We start from the raw sequence: 17,198 nt of genomic DNA on the forward strand, positions 1-17,198 counted from the left end.
CCCCCCGCCGCGGGGCGCGGGGGGGCGGGTCAACAGCTGTGGGGCGCCGCGGGGGCCGCGCCCCCCGCCCGCGGGGGGGGCCGTCACCGGTGGGGCGTGCCCGGTCCCCGCGGCCCAGACCCCGCCGGCCCCGAGCAGCCCGATCGTGACCAGTCCCAGGACCAGGCCGGCCGTGACCAGTCCGGCGGGTCGCGGTGGCGCTGGTCGGGTTCCACCGCTCGCGTCCTCGTCCCTGGGCAGCGATGTCAGCGGCGATGTCAGCGGCGAGGCCGGTGTCGGTGTCGGGAGCGGTGCCGGTGGCGCAGGCGGTTCCAGGGGTGGGCGTCCCGTGAGCCGTGTTCGGTCGTCGTCGGGGGACTGCCCGTCGGTGCCGCCAGCCGAGGTGGGGTTGGCCGGCGAGGTGGGGTTGGCCGTTGGCGTGGGGTCGGTGCGGCCGGGGCCTGAGTGGTCCTGCGGCTGCGCGGTCAGCAGCGCGAGGAGCTCGGCGGCGGTGGGGCGGTGCGTCGGACGCTTCGCCAGGCCCTGGCAGACCACGTCGAGCAGGTGGGCGGGGACGCCGTCCAGGTCCGGTTCGGCGGTGGTGATCCGCAGCGCGACGACCTCCTGCGACTCCCCGGCGAAGGGACGCCGCCCGGTTGCGGCGTACACGACGCAGCAGGCCCAGGCGAACACGTCGGAGGCGGGGCCGGCGACCTCGCCGCCGAGCTGCTCGGGGGACATCCAGGCGACCGTGCCGACCAGTTCCCCGGCCTGCGTGTACCCGCTGTAGTCGGTCGAGCGGGCGACTCCGAAGTCGATGACCTTCGGCCCCTGCCAGGACAGCACGACGTTGGCGGGTTTCAGATCGCGGTGCACGACGCCCAGCGCGTGGATCGCGGTGAGCGCGTCGGCGAGACCGATGGCGAGCCCGTCGAGCGACCGGCCGGTGAGCGGGCCGGTCGCCGCCAGCGCGGCCGCGTGCAGGGTGGGTCCCTCGACGTATTCGGTCGCCAGCCACGGCCGCGGGCAGTCCACGTCGGAGTCGATCACCCGGGCGACCGACGGTGCCCGCACCCGGCGGGCGGCGGCGACCTCCGCGCGGAACCGGCCCCGGAACTCGAGGCTGGTGGCGAACGACTCGTGCGGCACCTTCACGGCGACCGGTTGATCGTCAGCGCCGTAGCCGAGGTAGACGACGCCCATGCCACCGCTGCCGATCCGGTGGTGCAGTCGATACGGCCCGATCACCGTGGGGTCGGTATCGGTGAGTGGTCGTAGCATGCGCGTCCTTCACCCGAGATTCCACCGGCGGGACCCGCGGCGGCCCGGCCTGGCGTGATGCCATGACGTCACGTCAGTTCGCACCGCAGCGTGGCACCCGCCCGAACCGCTCGCGGTAGTAGTCCTCTGCGGCCCGATGAAGCGGTATGTAACAGAAAAGCGGGCCTTCGTAAATCGACAATGCGTCCGGAATCTTATGATGAGCCGGGTTTGTACCCCACAAATCGGTAATGTACTCGCCCTGGTTCCGGTAGAGCTCGGCGGTCGCCCGGCGGACAAGGGCCGGATCCGTGTCGGTGCGGGCGATCAGGGCGTTCGGGATCGTGATGGTGCGCACTGCCCGGATGCCCGGATAGTCGTTGTGGTCGAGGCTGCCCAGGCCGAACACGGCCCCGGGGAAGTAGCGGCTGCGACCGCCGTAGAACGTGTTCCAGTCCTGAGTGATCGCCGCGAGCTGGTCGGACAGGTCGAGCATGCGCAGCCGGGCGCCGGCGACGATCATCGCGTGGATCTGCGCGGTCGCCGGGGCGCCGGCCCAGATGACCGCGTCGACCTTGCCGGTGACGAGGGCCCGCAGCCCCTCGTTGAGGCCCGAGCCGTTGATGCTGGGGGAGCAGCGCGGCAGTCCCACGCGGAGCAGGACGTCCCCGATCTGCCGGGTCCCCGAGTCCGGTTCGCCCGCGGCCACCGTGCGGTCGCACAGGTCGGCCAGGCGGTTCACGGGCCTGTCGCCCGGGTCCAGCGGCCGGTCCCGCACGATCACGTGCAGCAGGTCCTGGTGCACCGGCCCGAGGGTGGCCAGGTTGGTGACCGCGTGCCCGCCGTTGCCCGGGCTGAACTGGTTCACCCCCATCGTGGCGTCGACGGTGGTGTTGAGCTGGGCGATCGCCAGCGCGCAGCGGGACGGATCGGGCCCGTCGAGGTGGTAGATGTTGTCGGTGGAGCCGCTCGTTTCCTTGACGTACACGGTGAAGTGCTCCGGCGCGGCGGCCAGCCGCCTGCGGAGCACATCGGCGACACGGTTGTAGGGCGACTCGTCATTGCCACTGTAGATCTGCACGGACGTGCAGCTCGTGTGGCCGGCGGACGGTGGCCAGGCCCTGGCGGACGAGGTGTCCCAGATGCTCCGGGTTTCCGCGGTGCCGGCAGCGAGGACGAGCGCACCCGCCACGGCGACGGCGAGCACCACCACGGCGGCGACGGAGACTCGTTGCCCGCGGGTCAGCCGCGGCGGACGGCGGGCGCCTGTCTGCTCCGTCGACACCCTGCGTCCTCCGCTCTGGAGCTGTGATCAGCAGCGACCATGGTCGCGGAAGGCCGGGAATCGTCGTGGGACGGGCTCGGCGGGTTCTCGGCCGGGCAGACGATCCGCGCCTACGATGAGCTTCCCGCGTACCCGACCCGGGTGACTGTTTCTCTCCGCCGCGGGCCATGTCCGGTGAACGACATCCCGACGGGGTGGCGGATCAGTGGGCGGGCAGCCACAGGTCGACACCGTCGACGCGCTGCGACGGTTGGCCGACCAGGCTGCGCAACAGCGCCCGCAGCTCGCCGGGCCGGCGCGCCGGCCCGAGCACGACGGCGTCCGGGGCCAGCCGCGCGTACGCGGCCCGGACCCGCGGCGAGTCGGCCGCAGCGTGCCCGGACATCATCCCGTTGTCGACGTCGATCAGCGCGCTGGTCAGCGCATCCCCCGGCCCGTGGAACGACGCTCGCCCGCCCGGCCCGGGAACGGTGCAGTAGCAGCCCGGCATGACGAACCGGAAGCCCGCCTGCGCCTGCCAGAGCATCGCCTCCGCCCGCTGCGGATGCGGATACGGGACCACCAGCGCGGTCGCGTGTGCGGGGAGGCGGCGAACGCCGACGCCGGTGAAGAACGCGGGTGTCCGCGCCGGCGTGGTGAGCAACGGTGCGGGCACCAGCGCGGCCACCGCCCCCGCCGTCAGCAGCGCCACCGCCACCAGAGTCAGCCGCGTGGCCGGACCCGTCACCGCGGCCGGCGTGGATTCCGAGGTTGCCGCCCGGTCGCGGTCGAGGTCGGCCGGTCGCGGCAGGTCGAGGTCCGGGAAGGTGCTGCCCGGCGGCGGCATCGAGACGCGGCGGCCGGCGGACCAGCGGTCGGCGAGCCGGTCCAGGCCGACGGCCGTGACGGCGGCGGCGCACAGCATCACGTACAGCGCGAACCGGGAGGGCAGGGCGTTGCGCAGCACCGGAAGGTGCTCGCCCACGAGCCAGGGCAGCGGAATCGAGGTGACCCGGCCGTCGACGTGCAGGTGATCGCCGAGGGAGAGCACCGCCATCGTCAGGCCGACGGGGGCGAGCACCCGCACCAACGGGTCGCGGCGTGCGCCGATCGCCGCCCCGACCGCCAGCAGGACCAGCGGGAGGCCCAGGTAGCCGCCCACCTCCACGGCGTTGCCGGAGAAGCCCAGGCTGTGCCGCAGCGCGGCGATCGGAGCGATCTTCTGTAGGGGCGAGGGGGTGAGGAACGTACCCAGGTCGCTCACGGCGATGCCGGACGGCTGAATCGAGCCGTGCACGCGCTGGTCGCCGAGGAACTGCGCGCCCAGCGGCCACGCGAGCAGCACCACCGCGACCAGCGCCGCGATCCCCAGCCCGCGCAGCGTCGGAGCCAGCCGCCCGCGCACCCGGGCGCGCTGGCGGGCAGCGAGAACACCGAGGCCGAGCGCCGCTGTCAGCGCCGACGTCGCGAGGATCTCCTCCCCGACGAGTGCCTGGCCGGCGACCGCCAGCCCCAGCAGGATGCCCGTGCGGACCCGCGACCGTCCCCGGACGACCAGGTCGTCGAGCAGGAGCAGCAACACCGGTGGGAACGGTGCGAACGCGAGGTGCAGGTGGCCGTAGGAGCTACCGATCAGGTAGGGCCCGAAACCGTAGAGCAGGCCGGCCAGCGCTGCCGGTCCGTCCCGGACCCATCGCCGCAGGGCGCAGAACATCGCCAGGCCGCTGATCACCGGCGCGAGCGTCAACAGCACCAGCAGGGCGGTCACCGGCCCGCCGAGCAGGGTGATCGGAGCGGCGAGCAGGCCGAGCAGCGGCACCGGAGTGCTCCACAGCAGGTTCGCGCCGCCAGGGACGTTGATGCTGTGGGTGACGAACGGGTCGAGGCCGTGCGCGACGGCGTGCGGCGTCCAGCGCAGGAACCAGGAGAACAGGTAGGCGTCGTTCCCGCCGTAGGTGATCTCGCCGGGATGCCGCCAGCCCACCCGGAAGATCCAGAGGGAGATGCCCAGATAGCCGAGGATCACGACGGGCACGACCGGCAGACGCCCCGGGAACCGGCCGCCGGGAGCTGCCGTCGGCAGGCTCCGTTCCCCGATCCGACCCGGCCGGCCGCGTGCGTCGACCCCCTTCGCGGCGCCGTGCTCGGGGCCGGTCCGGTCCTGCTCGGAGCTGGTCACGACGGTCCCCCCCTCGCGCCTCGTGATCCTGGCCCGGAGTCGCCCTGAGGCCGAAGAAACGGAACATTCGTGACGATATCCGCAGTCGACGCTCGGACCCCCACAATTTTGACCGCGCTTAATGCGAAGAGTGACCGGCGTTGTCGACGTGATCCCAGTCCTGATACCCGTTTTCCGGGCGCGGACGTCCTGCCCCGCGGCCGTCTGGACCCTTATGCCATGGTCGGAGCGGCTTTATCCGGTGGTCGGGGGGTCGCCCTGCGGCTCGGCGGCGGGCGGCGTCCACTCGGCGGCAAGGGCGCGAAAAGTGCGATATCTCGCTACGGTGTACTCGCTGGCGACGACGCCGTCGCGGTCCAGGATCGCGACCGGATAACCGCGTTCCGCTCGATAACCGCGGGCGCCGATGATGATCCGGCCACCCAGCCTTACGACGCCGACTACGCAGGGCAAGGATGACCAGCGTGGGAGTCTGGCCGCCGCGAGGATGTCCGGGGTCCGCCAGGCGTACAGGCCGCACAGGCAGTGCTCACCCGGCACCCGATCGTGGCTCGCGGTCGGCGGGCCGGTGGGCGCGCCCGGATCCGGTCGGGCCGTGCGCAGGCAGTGTGCCTGGGTGATCCCGTCGGGGCGCCACAGCAGCATGCCCGGCGGGAACGGCGACCAGGGCGTCCAGGCGGGCCGCAACAGGCCCTCGCGGTCGACCGCCCACTGGCGCCAGCCGAGCAGACTCACCCCGGCACCGGCACCGGTTCCGGGGTTGGCGCGGAGGGAACCGGCGCCGGAATGGTGAACGGCTCGGCGTCGGGAAAGCTGATCGGCTCGTCCTCGACGATCCGCTCCGGTTTGCCCACATCACCCATGTCCATACGGTGAGCGGCACTTGCCGCCGCGTCAATGGCTGGCGGGCAGGTTCTGCCCGCTGCCCCTATTCGGGGCCGGCAACCTGCGTCGGCGGACCGTCGGCGATCGCCGATCCGGGCCGGTCTCTCGGGGGAGGCGGGCGGTGACGACATCTGGCTGGCCGCCACGGCCCCGTCGGACTAGTCAGTACCTGGTGTTGAATGTGGGCCTTCGCATAGTCATATGAGGTGATGGTGTTGTTGGGTGCGTCTTCGGTCGGTCGGCTGCCCGATTCTGGTTCGGTCGACGGTGACGACCCGGTCCCCGCGTCCGTGGCCACTGCGGCCCAGGACACCGCGCCGGCCGCGCCCGGAGAGCATCCGTCGGTCGAGCCAGCGGCCCTCGCGGCGGGTGTCGCGTGCGACGACCCCTACGAGACGGCGGCGATGCTGCTGTGGACCCGGGTGCTCGGGGCGGCGCCGAAAGGCCCGCAGGACGACCTCGTCGGGCGTGCCGGCGGCGAGACGGCGGCGGCCGAGCTGGCGGGCGTGCTGCGCGACGAGTTCGGGATCCGCGTGCCCGCGGCGGACATCGTCGCGGCCCGCACGCCGGCCGGGCTCGCCGAGCTGTTGGCGTCCCAGCAGGGCGAGGCCGACCGGCATCCCACCGTGGTGCCGCTGGTCGCGGACGGCGCCGGCGCGCCGCTGTTCTGCTTCCCGGAGGCCGGGGCACCCGCCATCGCCCTGCTGCCGTTCGCCCGCCACTTCGCCGGGCAACGGCGCGTCTACGGGCTGCAGGCCCACGCGCTGGAGCGCCGGGGCCTTCCCGACTGGTCGGTGTCGGCCGCGGCCCGCCGGCACGTGGGCGAGATCCGGCTGCTCCAGCCGGCCGGCCCCTACCTGCTGTTCGGACACTCCTTCGGCGGCCTGATCGCCCTGGAGGTGGCCCGGCTGCTGCGCCGGGCCGGGCACGAGGTCGCGCTGCTCGCCCTCGTCGACACCTACCTGCCCGGCACCGCGCGGCTGACGCGGTCCGGGGCGATCATCCCGACCAGCCAGTTGGAAGGCCCGCACCCGGATCGGCCGGCCGACCGTCCCGACCGCGACGGCCGAGGGCCGCTCGCCGCCGGCGACGGGCCGTTGCTGAGCCCGCGGGTGCTGGCCGACCGGCTCCGGCAGCTCGTCGAGCTGCCGCTCGCCGGCCTGGTCCGGTTCCGGGGGACGCATCGTTACGAGACCTTCCACAACCAGGGTCGCATCCTGACCATGACCTACCGCCCGCACACCTACGACGGTCCCGCGGCGGTCTGGCTCGCGGACGACCACGACGAGATCGAGGCGTGGCGTGGCGTGCTCACCGGTCCCGCCACGATCCGGCGGATCCCCGGCGACCACCGAGTCGTCCTGCGCGAACCACTGCTGCGTCGGATCGTCGACGACCTGCGATCCGACCTCGCCGCGACGCCGGCGGGCGCGAGCGCGGGCTGACCTGCTGGACAGGACTGGTTGTCACTCGCAAAAGTGACGCACCTCGCAGAATCGGCGCACACTGGAGGGAACGCGTCGGGGCGTCGGCCGCCTGGCCAGGAGCGGACGGAGGTCCGATGAAGGTCCGCATCGGGATCGGCTTCGGTGGCGTGCCGCCGACAGGCTTCGCCGCGCTGGTCGATCAGCTGGAGAAGCGTGAGATCGACTCCCTGTGGCTGTCCGAGCATCTGTCCTCGCCCGCGGTGGATCCGCTCGCCGGGCTGGCCTATGCCCTGGGCCGCACCAGCAACCTGAAGATCGGTACCGGGGTGGCGGTGCTGCCCGGCCGTAACCCGGTGCTGCTCGCCAAGCAGCTCGCCTCGCTGGCGCTGCTCGGTCCGCGCCGGGTGCTGCCGGTGCTGGGGCTGGGCCCGGCGCGGCCCGGTGACCGGGCGGCGTACCCGGTGCCCGCGGGCCGGCGCGGCGCGGTCTTCGACGAGGCCCTCGAGGTGCTGCGCCGGCTGCTGAGCGAGCCGACGGTGACCTTCCGCGGCGAGTTCTTCGACTTCACCGACATCGGGATCGGTCCGCGTCCGGAGCGGCCGCTGGACATCTGGCTCGGCGGTGCCGCGCCGGCGGCCCTGCGCCGGATCGGCCGTTTCGGTGACGGCTGGCTCGCCAGCCTGGTCAGCCCCGAGCAGGCCGCCGCCGGTATCGCCGAGATCCGCCGGTCCGCTGCGGACGCGCGGCGTCAGATCGATGACGATCACTACGGCCTGAGTCTGCCGATCGCCTTCGACGCGCCCTCCGCCGAACGCCTCGCGGCGACGCGGCAACGTAACCCGGACGCCGATCCGGCGGCGCTGATCCCCGTCGGCTGGGAGGCGGCCCGAGCTTCGATCGCGGCGTACATCGCCGCCGGGGTGAGCAAGTTCGTGATCTACCCGGTGGCGACCCCGGATGGCTGGCCGGCCTTCCTGGATTCCTTCGCGGCCGAACTGATGCAGGTGGAGACCTGAGCTCCCGGTCGCCGGCGGCGGACCAGGCCGGATCGTTTCCTCGAAGACGCCGGGCACCCTTGGGCAAGGCCCGCGGCAGATTTCCCGCTCTGCCCGCGTCGTATACGGACGGTGGCCGCTATATGGACCGGCCGGTCCGCGGGATGTCGTAATCGCGCGACCCGGCTGAAATCCCACCGTGGTCGCGACCGGGCTCGCCCGAGCTCGGTCGCGGGTCAGTACCGGGCGAGTGCGAACCGCGCCGGACCGACGCATTGTCTTAACCACCGTTCGGCGACACCGGGCCGGGCCGCCGGGTGGCAGGAGACCGCTCGCCCCACACCTTCGGTGCCGTCGAAGGACCACCTTCCGGTAATAGGAGACAGGTCCCGTTCACCCCGGGTGAATCGGTGTTCACGACGGCGCCGGGACACCCGCCCCGACTCGGCGGAGCACCGGCTCGCCGCTTGTGTCGCCGGAGTCCGCGGCAGCCGCCGGCGGCGAGGTCGTCCGCCGCCGGGAGCCGGTCCTCCGGAGGCGGACGGTGGTCGGTGCGACGGCGTATCCGCGCTGGTAGGCAGCGGTTGCCTGCGGGATGACAGGCGTTCGTGGACGGTGCCGCCCGCGCCGGCCGGCGAAGGGCCCGGCCGAGGCCGCCCGTCGGCCGGGTGCCCGGCCTGACCGGCGTCGCGGTCACCTGACCGGAGCCGGGACAAAACGGCGGGCTGGGTGAACGGCGCTGTTCTGGACGGCCAAGGATGCGGTCGACGGTCAGGCGATCGCACGGTATTCGGACGTCGGCGTCAGATTCCGGGGATGGGATCGATGTTTGGCGGCGGTATCGAACCGATCCCCGGGGCTCCCGCTAACCGGCTTCCTTGTGCCCGAGAGTGACGGGTGACCTTACCCACGCGTAACCGAAACACCGGAGGTAAACGCCCGGGTCTGCTGGGTCATGCCTGGTCGGCGTCACCCGCTGGTGGCGACACTCCAGAGCGCCGGATGCCCGCGGGGCCTTCCCCTTTCCGGCGCGGACCGCCACAATCAACCAGGAACGGTGAGCGGCTGACGAGCGGAGCGGAACCTGCCGTTTGGTGTATTCGCGGATCATCGGGTCCGGTCCACCCCCAATCGCGATCCCGAACAGGTGATCTGTGGATCGAGGGGGTACGGATGACCTGCCGGATACCCCGACATCGCAGGCCGTGAAGCGAGACAATCCCGTGCACACCGACGGGCGGTCGGCACTGGGAAAGCATCGCGGGAGGAAACGTGGAACGGGCGGAGCCTACGAAAACTCACCGACTGGTGCGGAGCGACCGCCACGTGGTGGTCGGCCTACGGGTCGGCGAACTGGCAGACATGGCGGACGTGTTGCTGGCGGCCGACCTCGCCGCGCGTCTGGGCGCCCGGCTCGTGCTGATCGCGACGATGGACCGATGGTCCCGGTGGGCTCGATGGACGGCCGGGGTGTACTGCGCCTTCGGCGTCGAGACGGTCGTGTGCGCCGCCCGGGTCGCCGAGCAGGAGACCCGGGACGAGCTGGAGCACCGGCTGCGCTCGTTGCTCGATCTTGTCGGCGTCGAGTGGACCCTGGAGTGGGCGGCGGGTTCCAGCCGTCGCGCCGCCGTGCGCTACACCCGTCGGCATCCGGACGCCACGGTGATCCTGCGCCCGCACCGCCAGCGCTGACCAGCGCTGACCAGCCGCGCCGAGCCCGTCTAGCGGCCCCCGGTCACATCGAGGGTTGCTCCTGTCACGTACGACGCCTCGCTGCCGCAGAGCCAGGCGACCGCGGCCGCGACCTCGTCCGCTCGGCCTGGCCTGCCGACCGGTATGACCTCGGCCATCCGCCGGGCCCGGTCCGGGTCGCCCCCGCTCGCGTGGATCTCGGTGTCGACGAATCCAGGGCGCACCCCGTTGACGCGAACACCCTCCGCCGCCACCTCCTTGGCGAGGCCGATCGTCAGGGTGTCCAGCGCGCCCTTGCTCGCCGCGTAGTCGACGTACACACCTGGGCTGCCGATCCGCGCGGCCGCGGACGAGACGTTCACGATCGAACCGCCGCCCCCGCCATGGCGGCTCGACATCCGCCGCACCGCCGCCCCCGCGCACAGGAACGCGGCGACGACGTTGACGGACAACATGCGGTGCAGCCGCTCCGCGTCGATCTCGTCCACCCGCGCCGAGGGGGCGACGACTCCGGCGTTGTTGACCAGCACCGTGACCGCGCCCAGCCGGTCCGCCGCGGCGAAGAGTTCCGGCACCGCGGTCGGCAGCGCCAGATCGCCACGCACGGTCGTCGCTGCGGCACCCAGGCTCCGACATCGATGCGCGGTTTCGTCGGCCGCCCCCGCGTCGGTCCGGTACCCGAGGCAGACGTCCCAGCCACGGCGCGCGAGCGCGACAGCGCAGGCCGCACCGATGCCACGCCCACCACCGGTCACGACTGCGACCCCGCGACTGCGCTCGTCCATCCGTCATCCTCTCGTTCGACCGCGGCCGGGCCCGAACGGTGTCACGTCTGCCGCGGGCGCCGCCGCCGCGGGTGAAGCCTTCGTCGGCACCGGGCAGCCGTGACCGCGGTCGGCCGGGGGCCGTGGCGGGGTGTGGTCCTGTTTGTCGCTTTCGCGGCGCCGCTCGGCGTGGCGGTGGGCGTAATCTGTCCTGGCTGCCATGCTTCGCCGTGTTTGTTGTGTTGGCAGTGTGACCTGATCGGGTTGTCAGTGGACCATCCGTTCATGGTCCGGATGTCCACACCACATATTCGTGGCGTGGACATGTCCGGTGGGCGTTCCGGAGGGGCGGATGTCCCGCCTCGGGACGGTGGCCTGGGTCGCCTCACCGCCGTGTCCGCTGACCCGACGGAAATCCGGGTCTGATCGGAATTCTGGTGGGTTGGCAGTGTTCGTTGTAGTTGGGCCGTGTCGACCGGACGCGCGGTGCGGATCGTCAGGCGGGAGGGGTGGGATGGCCCAGGTCGGGTGCAGGGACTCGGCTGATCGTCGTGGCGCGGTGTATTCGCCGCTGGGGCGTCATGCCCTCGGCGCGCTCGACGAGTCACCGCCCGGCGGCTCCGCCGCGCGGCGGGGCGAAGCCGGCGGGGTCGAGCCCGGATCCGCCGCCGCGACCGGCCGGTTCGCCGGTTCGCGCCCGTTCGCCGGTTCGCGGGCATTCGCCGGTTCGCGGGCAGTCGTGGGCGCCGTGGCGTACGCGGTCAGCCAGTTGCTCCTCATCGCGGTGCTCTACGGGACCTACAGCTTCAGCCGGCACCTTGCCGCGGGCCGGGAGCCGGCGGCCCTGGCCAACGCGAAGCGCGTCTGGCAGCTCGAACGGTTCCTGCGCCTGCCGAACGAGGCATCGGTCCAGCGCCTCGCGCTGCACAGCGAGTTCCTGATCCGGTCCGCGGACTGGTTCTACATCCTCGTCCACTTTCCTTCGGTCATCGTCCTGCTGCTCTGGGTGTTTGTTCGGCACCGTCGGCACTGGACCCGGGTGCGCAATGTTCTGATCATGACGACCGGTGTCGCGCTGGTCATCCATCTGCTGTGCCCGCTCGCGCCGCCCCGCTTCCTGCCGTCCGTCCTGCACGTCTCGCTCGTCGACACCGGCGACCGCTACGGTCCGTCCCCCTATGGGGAGGGCAGTGGTGGGATCGCCAACGAATACGCCGCGATGCCGAGCCTGCACGTCGGCTGGTCACTGATCGAGGCCTGGGCGATCATCACGATCCTGCGCCACCGGGCTCGGTGGCTCGCCGTGCTGCACCCGGTGCTGACGATCACCGTCGTGGTCGTCACCGCCAACCACTACTGGCTCGACGGCCTGGTCGGCTCGTCGCTCGTCGTCAGCTCGATCCTGCTGCTGGACCAGGCCAACCGCTGGTGGGCCGCGCGCTGCGCGGACCGGCCCGGGACCACACTGCCAGCGGCACGCGGCGGGGACGGCCCCGGTCCGCGGCCCGCCGGCATACCGGCCTCCCGCGGCAGCACGCCCCCGCTGCCGGGCGTTCCCTCGCCGCCGAGCGTTCCCGCCCCGGCCCGGCCTGCTGACGAGCGGTCGCAGAGATAGTCCCTGGTACCGACGGCGCGGCCGCCGGCCCGGGGATGGCGGCGCGCTCCTGGCGGGATGTGTCAGTCGGTTGGGGTACGAAGTGCGGTGACGGCAGCGCGGGAGGCACGCGGAGCACCGGCGGCAGGAGCCGCGCAGGCGGTGCACGCGGCGAACGCGGCGGACGCACGAACACGGGACGGTGGCCATGCAGACGGCCGATGTGGCAATCGTGGGCGCAGGGCTCGCGGGGCTGGCGGCCGCCACCCTGCTCGCCGACCAGGGCCTCGAGGTGGTGGTCTGGGAGGCGTCGGACGACGTCGGCGGCCGGGTGCGCACCGACGAGATCGACGGGTTCCGTCTCGACCGAGGCTTCCAGGTGCTGCTGCCGTCCTACCCGGAGGTGAGGCGGCAGATCGACCTGCCGGCGCTACGGCCGCGGCCGTTCGTGCGTGGGCTGGTGCTGCGGGACGGCGTCCGGTCGGTGCTGCTGGGTGATCCGATCGGCGGCACGGGCGCGTTGGCCGGGTTGGTGCCCGGGCGGGCGCTGCGCCTCGGCGACCTGGCCCGGCTCGTCCGGCTCACCGCCCGCGACAGCCTGACCAAACCGGCGGCGTTGCTCGCCGGGCCCGAGCGGAGCACCCGCGCGGAACTGCGGGCTCGCGGTCTGTCCGATCACGCCGTCGACGGGGTGATCGCTCCGCTGCTGCGCGGGATGTTCCTGGAGGAGGAGCTCAGCACCTCGTCGAGGTTCTTCCATCTGCTTCTGCGCAGCTTCGCGGCGCGGTCGCCGGTGCTGCCGGCGGAGGGGATGGCCGCGCTGCCCCGCCAGCTCGCGGCCCGGCTGCGGCCCGGGACGATCCGGCTGGGATGTCCCGCCGACATCGTCACCGCCGGCGGCGTCCGGTCCCGGGACGGCGAGTCGTTGCGGGCGAAGGTGGTGATCGTCGCGACGGACGGGACGACGGCCGCGCGACTGGTGCCGGGAATCACCGAACCCACCTGGCACGGGGTGACGACCTACTACTTCCGGGCGGCGCGGTCGCCGCTGCGGCGCGGCGTGCTCGTCGTGGAGGGATCGGTCGACCCGCGCTGGCCGGCGCGGGCGAAACGGTCCGGTCCGGTGGTCAACACGGTCGTGGTCAGCGAGGTGGCGCCGTCCTACGCGCCACCGGGGACCGCGCTGATCTCCGCGTCCGTCCTCGGCGTGCCCGAGGACGTGCCCTCCGGGGGTGACGGCGAGTCCGCGCCGGCCGCCGAGGTCGGCCCGCGGGTCGGCGGGCGGCCGGACGAGCGGGCGGTGCGCGCCCATCTCGGGGTTCTGTACGGCACCGATACCGATGACTGGCAGCTGGTCGCCCGCTACCCGGTGGCGCGGGCGCTGCCCGCGATGACGAGCCCGCACGTGTTCCGGCGATCGGTGCGCACCGCGTCCGGCGTCTACGTGTGCGGCGACCACCGCGACACCAGTTCGATCCAGGGCGCGCTGTACTCCGGCCGGCGAGCGGCCGAGGCGGTGCTGGCGGACCTGGGCATCATCGGCCGTGATGGCGCGCACGGGCCGATTCCGGCGCCCGTCCTGACCCCGGACCGTACTGACCAGTGGGCCACGGCCGGCAGCCCGGCCAGGGCCGCGTCCCGGTCCGGGGATGGGGCCCTGGCCGGGGGCGCGGCGCAGGCTGGTGACGAGTCGTCGGCCGCCGTGCTGGTGCCGCCGTCCGCGCCGGGATCGGCCCCGGCTGAGCAGGTCGAGCAGACGGAACAGGTCGAGCAGACGGACCAGACCGAGCAGACGGACCAGTTCGGCGCGGTTCCGGGAGATCTGCGGGCGTAGCTGCCCGTTCGGGCGGCGACTGGACGGCCATCCGGCACGCTGATGATGAAGCGGTCCCCTCAGCGTTACGATCTGTCCTTCTGTAGCGCGACGTTCACCCCGTGGGGTGGTTCATCTGGATCACAGCAGAAGTTCCCTGGCGAGCGGCCTGCTGGACGCGGCGCCGGACGCGATCGTCGGCGTCCGCGCGGATGGCCGGATCGCCCTGGTCAACGCGCAGGCCGAGCGCCTGTTCGGGTACACGCGGGACGAGCTGCTCGGAGAACCCGTCGAGATCCTCATTCCCGAGTCGGCGCGCGCCCTGCACCCCCGGCACCGCCGGTCCTACCTGCAGAATCCGCAGCCGCGGCCGATGGGTGCCGGCATGGAGCTGGCGGGCCGCCGCCGCAACGGCAGCGAGTTCCCGGCGGAGATCTCGCTGGCGGCGATCGAGACGGGCGACGGGCTGCTCGTCACGGCCGCCGTTCGGGACGTCACCGACCGCAAGCGGGCGGAGGCGAAGTTCCGCGGCCTGCTGGAGTCGGCGCCGGACGCGATCGTCGGCGTCCTCGCGGACGGCCGGATCTCGCTGGTGAACAGCCAGGCCGAGCGGCTGTTCGGCTACGGCCGGGATGAGCTGGTCGGCCAGCCGGTGGAGATCCTCGTTCCGGAGGCGGCCCGGATCAACCATCCGAAGCATCGCACCCGGTACTTCGCCGACCCGCAGCCGCGGCCGATGGGCGCCCAGATGCAGCTTGCCGCCCGCCGCCGGGACGGCAGCGAGTTCCCGGCGGAGATCTCGCTGTCGGCGCTCGAAACCGAGGACGGGCTGCTCGTCTCGGCGGCGATCCGGGACGTCACGGAGCGGTTGGAGGCGCAGGCGGAACGGGAACGGCTACGCGCGCAGGCGGAGCGCAAGCGGATCGAGGCGCAGCTGCACCAGTCGCAACGGCTGGAGAGTCTCGGGCAGCTCGCCGGCGGCGTCGCGCACGACTTCAACAACCTGCTCGGCGTGATCATCAACTACACCGCGTTCGTCGCCGAGGTGGTGGCCAACGCCGCCGAGCGTGACGGCGGCGTGTGGGAGCCGGCCCGCCAGGACATCGAGCAGGTGCAGCGCGCCGCCGAACGGGCCACCCAGCTCACCCACCAGCTGCTCGCCTTCGGCCGCCGCGAGGTCGTCCAGCCGCGGGTGCTCAACCTCGCCGAGGTCGTCCGCGACATCGAGGCGATGCTGCGGCGCACCCTCGGGGAGCACGTCGAGCTGATCGCCCAGCAGTACACCGATCCCTGGCCGGTCTTCGCGGATGCCGGGCAGGTCGAGCAGGTCCTGGTCAACCTGGCCGTGAACGCCCGGGACGCGATGCCGGGCGGCGGAAAGCTGACCATCGAGACCTCGAACATCGTGATCCACGACGAGTTCGCCGCGGAACGGCCGGGACTGAAGGCCGGGCGGCACGTCAGCCTGCGCATCAGTGACAGCGGCTCGGGCATGACCGCGGAGACGCTCAGCCGCGCCTTCGAGCCGTTCTTCACCACGAAGGCAAAGGGGGAAGGCTCCGGCCTGGGGCTCGCCACCGTCTACGGCATCATCACCCAGGCCGGCGGCCACGCCGAGATCTACTCCGACGTGGGCCTCGGCACGACGGTGAGCGTCCTGCTGCCGGCGGTCGACAGCGTCGCCGTCCTGCCCGAGCCGGCAACCGACGTCCGGGTCCTCACGGGGACCGAGACGATCCTCGTCGTCGAGGACGAGCGGGCGATGCGGGAGGTCACCCGACGGCTGCTGGCGCGCAACGGGTACCGGGTCCTCGCCGCGGCCGACGGCCACCACGCGACCGAGCTCGCCGGCAGTCATGCCGCGGAGATCCATCTGCTGCTCACGGATGTGGTTATGCCGCAGGTGCTCGGCCGGACCGTGGCGGAACGGATCCAGCGGCAGCGGCCCGGCATCCGGGTGCTGTACATGTCCGGGTACGCCTACCCGGTGCTCGCGCACAACGGTACCCTCGACCCCGACGTCACCCTGCTGGGCAAGCCGTTCTCCGAGCAGGTGCTGCTGACGAAGGTGCGAGAGGTGCTCGACAGCCCGCCCGAGTTCGTCGCCGGGACCTAGCGAACCGCGGGCGGCGGGATCCCGGCCGCGGGCTCGGCGGCCCGGGGGCGTTCGAGAGTCAGTGCGGCCTTCCACGCGCCGGTGTCGGGATCATGCCGCAGCTCGGCGCCGATCAGGTCGGCGAGCGGGCGCAGCCGGCCGGCGCGCGCCGCGTCCGCCGGTGGTTCGTGCCGGCTCGGCTGGACGGACAGCAGCAGGTCGAGTCCGTCCGGACCGCAGCGGGCCGACACCCGGGCCCGCTCACCGGTCCCCACCGGATCGCTGGCCATCAGCAGCAGCTGGACGGCGGCCAGCGCCACGGCGATCTCGCCGCCGGTCGGTTCCCCGTCGTCGAAGCGCAGGTCGGTGTCGAGATGGTCGACGAGCAGGCCGTCGACCCGCTGGGACAGGCCGGTGGTCAGGGTGCGCCGGGCGTCGTGGTCGAGGCGGAACGGGCTGGGCGGCTGGTGCAGGCCGACGGTGGTGGCGCGCAGCCGGTTCTCGATCGTGTTGACCCGGTCGGCCAGCTCGTCGGGTAGCCGCCGCCGGACGCTGGCCAGGTCGAGCAGGATCGCGGTGAAGTCCTGCATCGGGCCGTCGTGCAGGCGCTCCGCGGACACCCGGTGGCCGCGTTCCTGCAGGGCGACCAGCAGCCGCAACAGGACGTGGGCCGGGGGCGCCGTCATCGCGGTTCGGTTCCGGTCCCGCGGTCGCGGTCCTCGGTTCGCTGGCCCGCGCCGGCCCGCCGGGCCACCAGAGTCCGGCGGACCGCGGCGACGAGGCTGTCGGCGGTGAACGGTTTGGTCACCACCGGCAGGTCGGCGGGCACGGGATCGAGCCCCAGGCCGCCGGTGAGGAGGATGCAGCGGTCCGCCGCGCCGGGCTCGGCCTGGCGCAGCTCGTCCACCAGGTCGGTGCCGGGGCGACCACCGAGGCGCAGGTCGACGAGCACGACGTCGTGGGCGGCCGGGTCGAGGCGCAGCGCCTCCTCCACCGAGCCGGCGGTGCTCACCTGGAAGCCTTCCCCGCCGAGGACGCGGGCCAGCAGCGAACGCAGCATCTCGTTGTCGTCCACGACCAGCACCCGCGGCCCGGCCTCACCCGGTGGGCCGTCGGCGCTGCCGGCCGAGGGCCCGACCGCCTGAGCGTTCATGTCCGCCACCAGCCTCCGCCGCCGCCCCGCCCGGAAGGACGGATTTTCCTTTCGCCGCAACGGTACCGGTAGTCCGGCCCGGGACAGGGCGGCCAAGG

At 73.0% G+C, this 17,198-nt stretch carries 14 protein-coding genes; 6 read left to right on the plus strand and 8 right to left on the minus strand.

Annotated features, from left to right (window positions below; translation table 11 throughout):
• The 5 genes from MXD60_RS23985 to MXD60_RS24005 form a co-directional block, all read right to left on the minus strand.
• A partial coding sequence (locus MXD60_RS23985; RefSeq protein WP_248821608.1) for a serine/threonine-protein kinase occupies window positions 1-1,260 on the minus strand: 1,260 nt, incomplete at its 3' end.
• Window positions 1,261-1,333: 73 nt separating this feature from the next.
• Window positions 1,334-2,524 carry a TAXI family TRAP transporter solute-binding subunit gene (locus MXD60_RS23990; RefSeq protein ID WP_248821609.1) on the minus strand — a complete coding sequence of 397 codons (1,191 nt, stop codon included), beginning with the start codon at window positions 2,522-2,524 and terminating at the stop codon, window positions 1,334-1,336.
• Between the two features lie 202 nt (window positions 2,525-2,726).
• On the minus strand, window positions 2,727-4,682 hold the full coding sequence (locus MXD60_RS23995) for a hypothetical protein (protein WP_248821610.1): 1,956 nt from the start codon (window positions 4,680-4,682) through the stop codon (window positions 2,727-2,729).
• A gap of 234 nt (window positions 4,683-4,916) precedes the next feature.
• On the minus strand, window positions 4,917-5,417 hold the full coding sequence (locus MXD60_RS24000; RefSeq protein WP_248821611.1) for a hypothetical protein: 501 nt from the start codon (window positions 5,415-5,417) through the stop codon (window positions 4,917-4,919).
• Entirely contained in the window at window positions 5,414-5,551 is a 138-nt protein-coding gene (locus tag MXD60_RS24005) for a hypothetical protein (RefSeq protein ID WP_248821612.1), read from the minus strand. Before MXD60_RS24005 ends, MXD60_RS24000 begins: the two co-directional genes overlap by 4 nt.
• A gap of 225 nt (window positions 5,552-5,776) precedes the next feature.
• On the opposite strand from MXD60_RS24005, the gene MXD60_RS24010 reads away from it, so the two are divergent.
• The 3 genes from MXD60_RS24010 to MXD60_RS24020 all read left to right on the plus strand — a co-directional run bounded on the left by MXD60_RS24010 (window position 5,777) and on the right by MXD60_RS24020 (window position 9,681).
• The gene (locus tag MXD60_RS24010; protein WP_248821613.1) at window positions 5,777-7,012 is read left to right on the plus strand and encodes a thioesterase domain-containing protein; all 1,236 of its coding nucleotides are present in this window, start codon (window positions 5,777-5,779) and stop codon (window positions 7,010-7,012) included.
• 116 nt (window positions 7,013-7,128) lie between these two features.
• Window positions 7,129-8,010 carry a TIGR03854 family LLM class F420-dependent oxidoreductase gene (locus tag MXD60_RS24015; RefSeq protein WP_248821614.1) on the plus strand — a complete coding sequence of 294 codons (882 nt, stop codon included), beginning with the start codon at window positions 7,129-7,131 and terminating at the stop codon, window positions 8,008-8,010.
• 1,287 nt (window positions 8,011-9,297) lie between these two features.
• A complete protein-coding gene (locus MXD60_RS24020) occupies window positions 9,298-9,681 on the plus strand; it encodes a hypothetical protein (RefSeq protein WP_308222586.1) in 384 nt (127 codons plus the stop codon).
• 29 nt (window positions 9,682-9,710) lie between these two features.
• Here MXD60_RS24020 and MXD60_RS24025 read toward each other — a convergent pair whose 3' ends face one another.
• Window positions 9,711-10,466 carry an SDR family oxidoreductase gene (locus MXD60_RS24025; protein ID WP_248821615.1) on the minus strand — a complete coding sequence of 252 codons (756 nt, stop codon included), beginning with the start codon at window positions 10,464-10,466 and terminating at the stop codon, window positions 9,711-9,713.
• Between the two features lie 493 nt (window positions 10,467-10,959).
• On the opposite strand from MXD60_RS24025, the gene MXD60_RS24030 reads away from it, so the two are divergent.
• The 3 genes from MXD60_RS24030 to MXD60_RS24040 all read left to right on the plus strand — a co-directional run bounded on the left by MXD60_RS24030 (window position 10,960) and on the right by MXD60_RS24040 (window position 15,968).
• Window positions 10,960-12,060 carry a phosphatase PAP2 family protein gene (locus MXD60_RS24030; protein ID WP_248821616.1) on the plus strand — a complete coding sequence of 367 codons (1,101 nt, stop codon included), beginning with the start codon at window positions 10,960-10,962 and terminating at the stop codon, window positions 12,058-12,060.
• 187 nt (window positions 12,061-12,247) lie between these two features.
• Window positions 12,248-13,873: an NAD(P)/FAD-dependent oxidoreductase gene (locus tag MXD60_RS24035; protein WP_283098903.1), complete on the plus strand. Its 1,626-nt coding sequence runs from the start codon at window positions 12,248-12,250 to the stop codon at window positions 13,871-13,873.
• A 106-nt stretch (window positions 13,874-13,979) separates the two neighbouring features.
• Window positions 13,980-15,968 carry a hybrid sensor histidine kinase/response regulator gene (locus tag MXD60_RS24040; RefSeq protein ID WP_248821618.1) on the plus strand — a complete coding sequence of 663 codons (1,989 nt, stop codon included), beginning with the start codon at window positions 13,980-13,982 and terminating at the stop codon, window positions 15,966-15,968.
• Here MXD60_RS24040 and MXD60_RS24045 read toward each other — a convergent pair.
• Window positions 15,965-16,633, minus strand: a complete 669-nt coding sequence (locus MXD60_RS24045) for a histidine kinase (protein ID WP_248821619.1) — start codon at window positions 16,631-16,633, stop codon at window positions 15,965-15,967. The two genes, MXD60_RS24040 and MXD60_RS24045, sit on opposite strands and share 4 nt — an antisense overlap.
• A complete protein-coding gene (locus MXD60_RS24050; RefSeq protein WP_248821620.1) occupies window positions 16,630-17,100 on the minus strand; it encodes a response regulator in 471 nt (156 codons plus the stop codon). The genes MXD60_RS24045 and MXD60_RS24050 overlap by 4 nt, the downstream gene beginning before the upstream one ends.
• Between the last annotated feature and the right edge of the window lie 98 nt (window positions 17,101-17,198).

Origin of the sequence: Frankia sp. AgB32 (assembly GCF_023243045.1) — a bacterium.
In the GTDB taxonomy this organism is placed as follows: Bacteria; Actinomycetota; Actinomycetes; order Frankiales; family Frankiaceae; genus Frankia.

Bases quoted from the DNA above. Each gene is read 5' to 3' on its own strand.
- MXD60_RS24005 (WP_248821612.1), bottom strand. From the start codon at position 5,551: ATGGACATGGGTGATGTGGGCAAACCGGAGCGGATCGTCGAGGACGAG.
- MXD60_RS24010 (WP_248821613.1), top strand. From the start codon at position 5,777: ATGGTGTTGTTGGGTGCGTCTTCGGTCGGTCGGCTGCCCGATTCTGGT.
- MXD60_RS24015 (WP_248821614.1), top strand. From the start codon at position 7,129: ATGAAGGTCCGCATCGGGATCGGCTTCGGTGGCGTGCCGCCGACAGGC.
- MXD60_RS24025 (WP_248821615.1), bottom strand. From the start codon at position 10,466: ATGGACGAGCGCAGTCGCGGGGTCGCAGTCGTGACCGGTGGTGGGCGT.
- MXD60_RS24030 (WP_248821616.1), top strand. From the start codon at position 10,960: ATGGCCCAGGTCGGGTGCAGGGACTCGGCTGATCGTCGTGGCGCGGTG.
- MXD60_RS24035 (WP_283098903.1), top strand. From the start codon at position 12,248: ATGCAGACGGCCGATGTGGCAATCGTGGGCGCAGGGCTCGCGGGGCTG.
- MXD60_RS24045 (WP_248821619.1), bottom strand. From the start codon at position 16,633: ATGACGGCGCCCCCGGCCCACGTCCTGTTGCGGCTGCTGGTCGCCCTG.
- MXD60_RS24050 (WP_248821620.1), bottom strand. From the start codon at position 17,100: ATGAACGCTCAGGCGGTCGGGCCCTCGGCCGGCAGCGCCGACGGCCCA.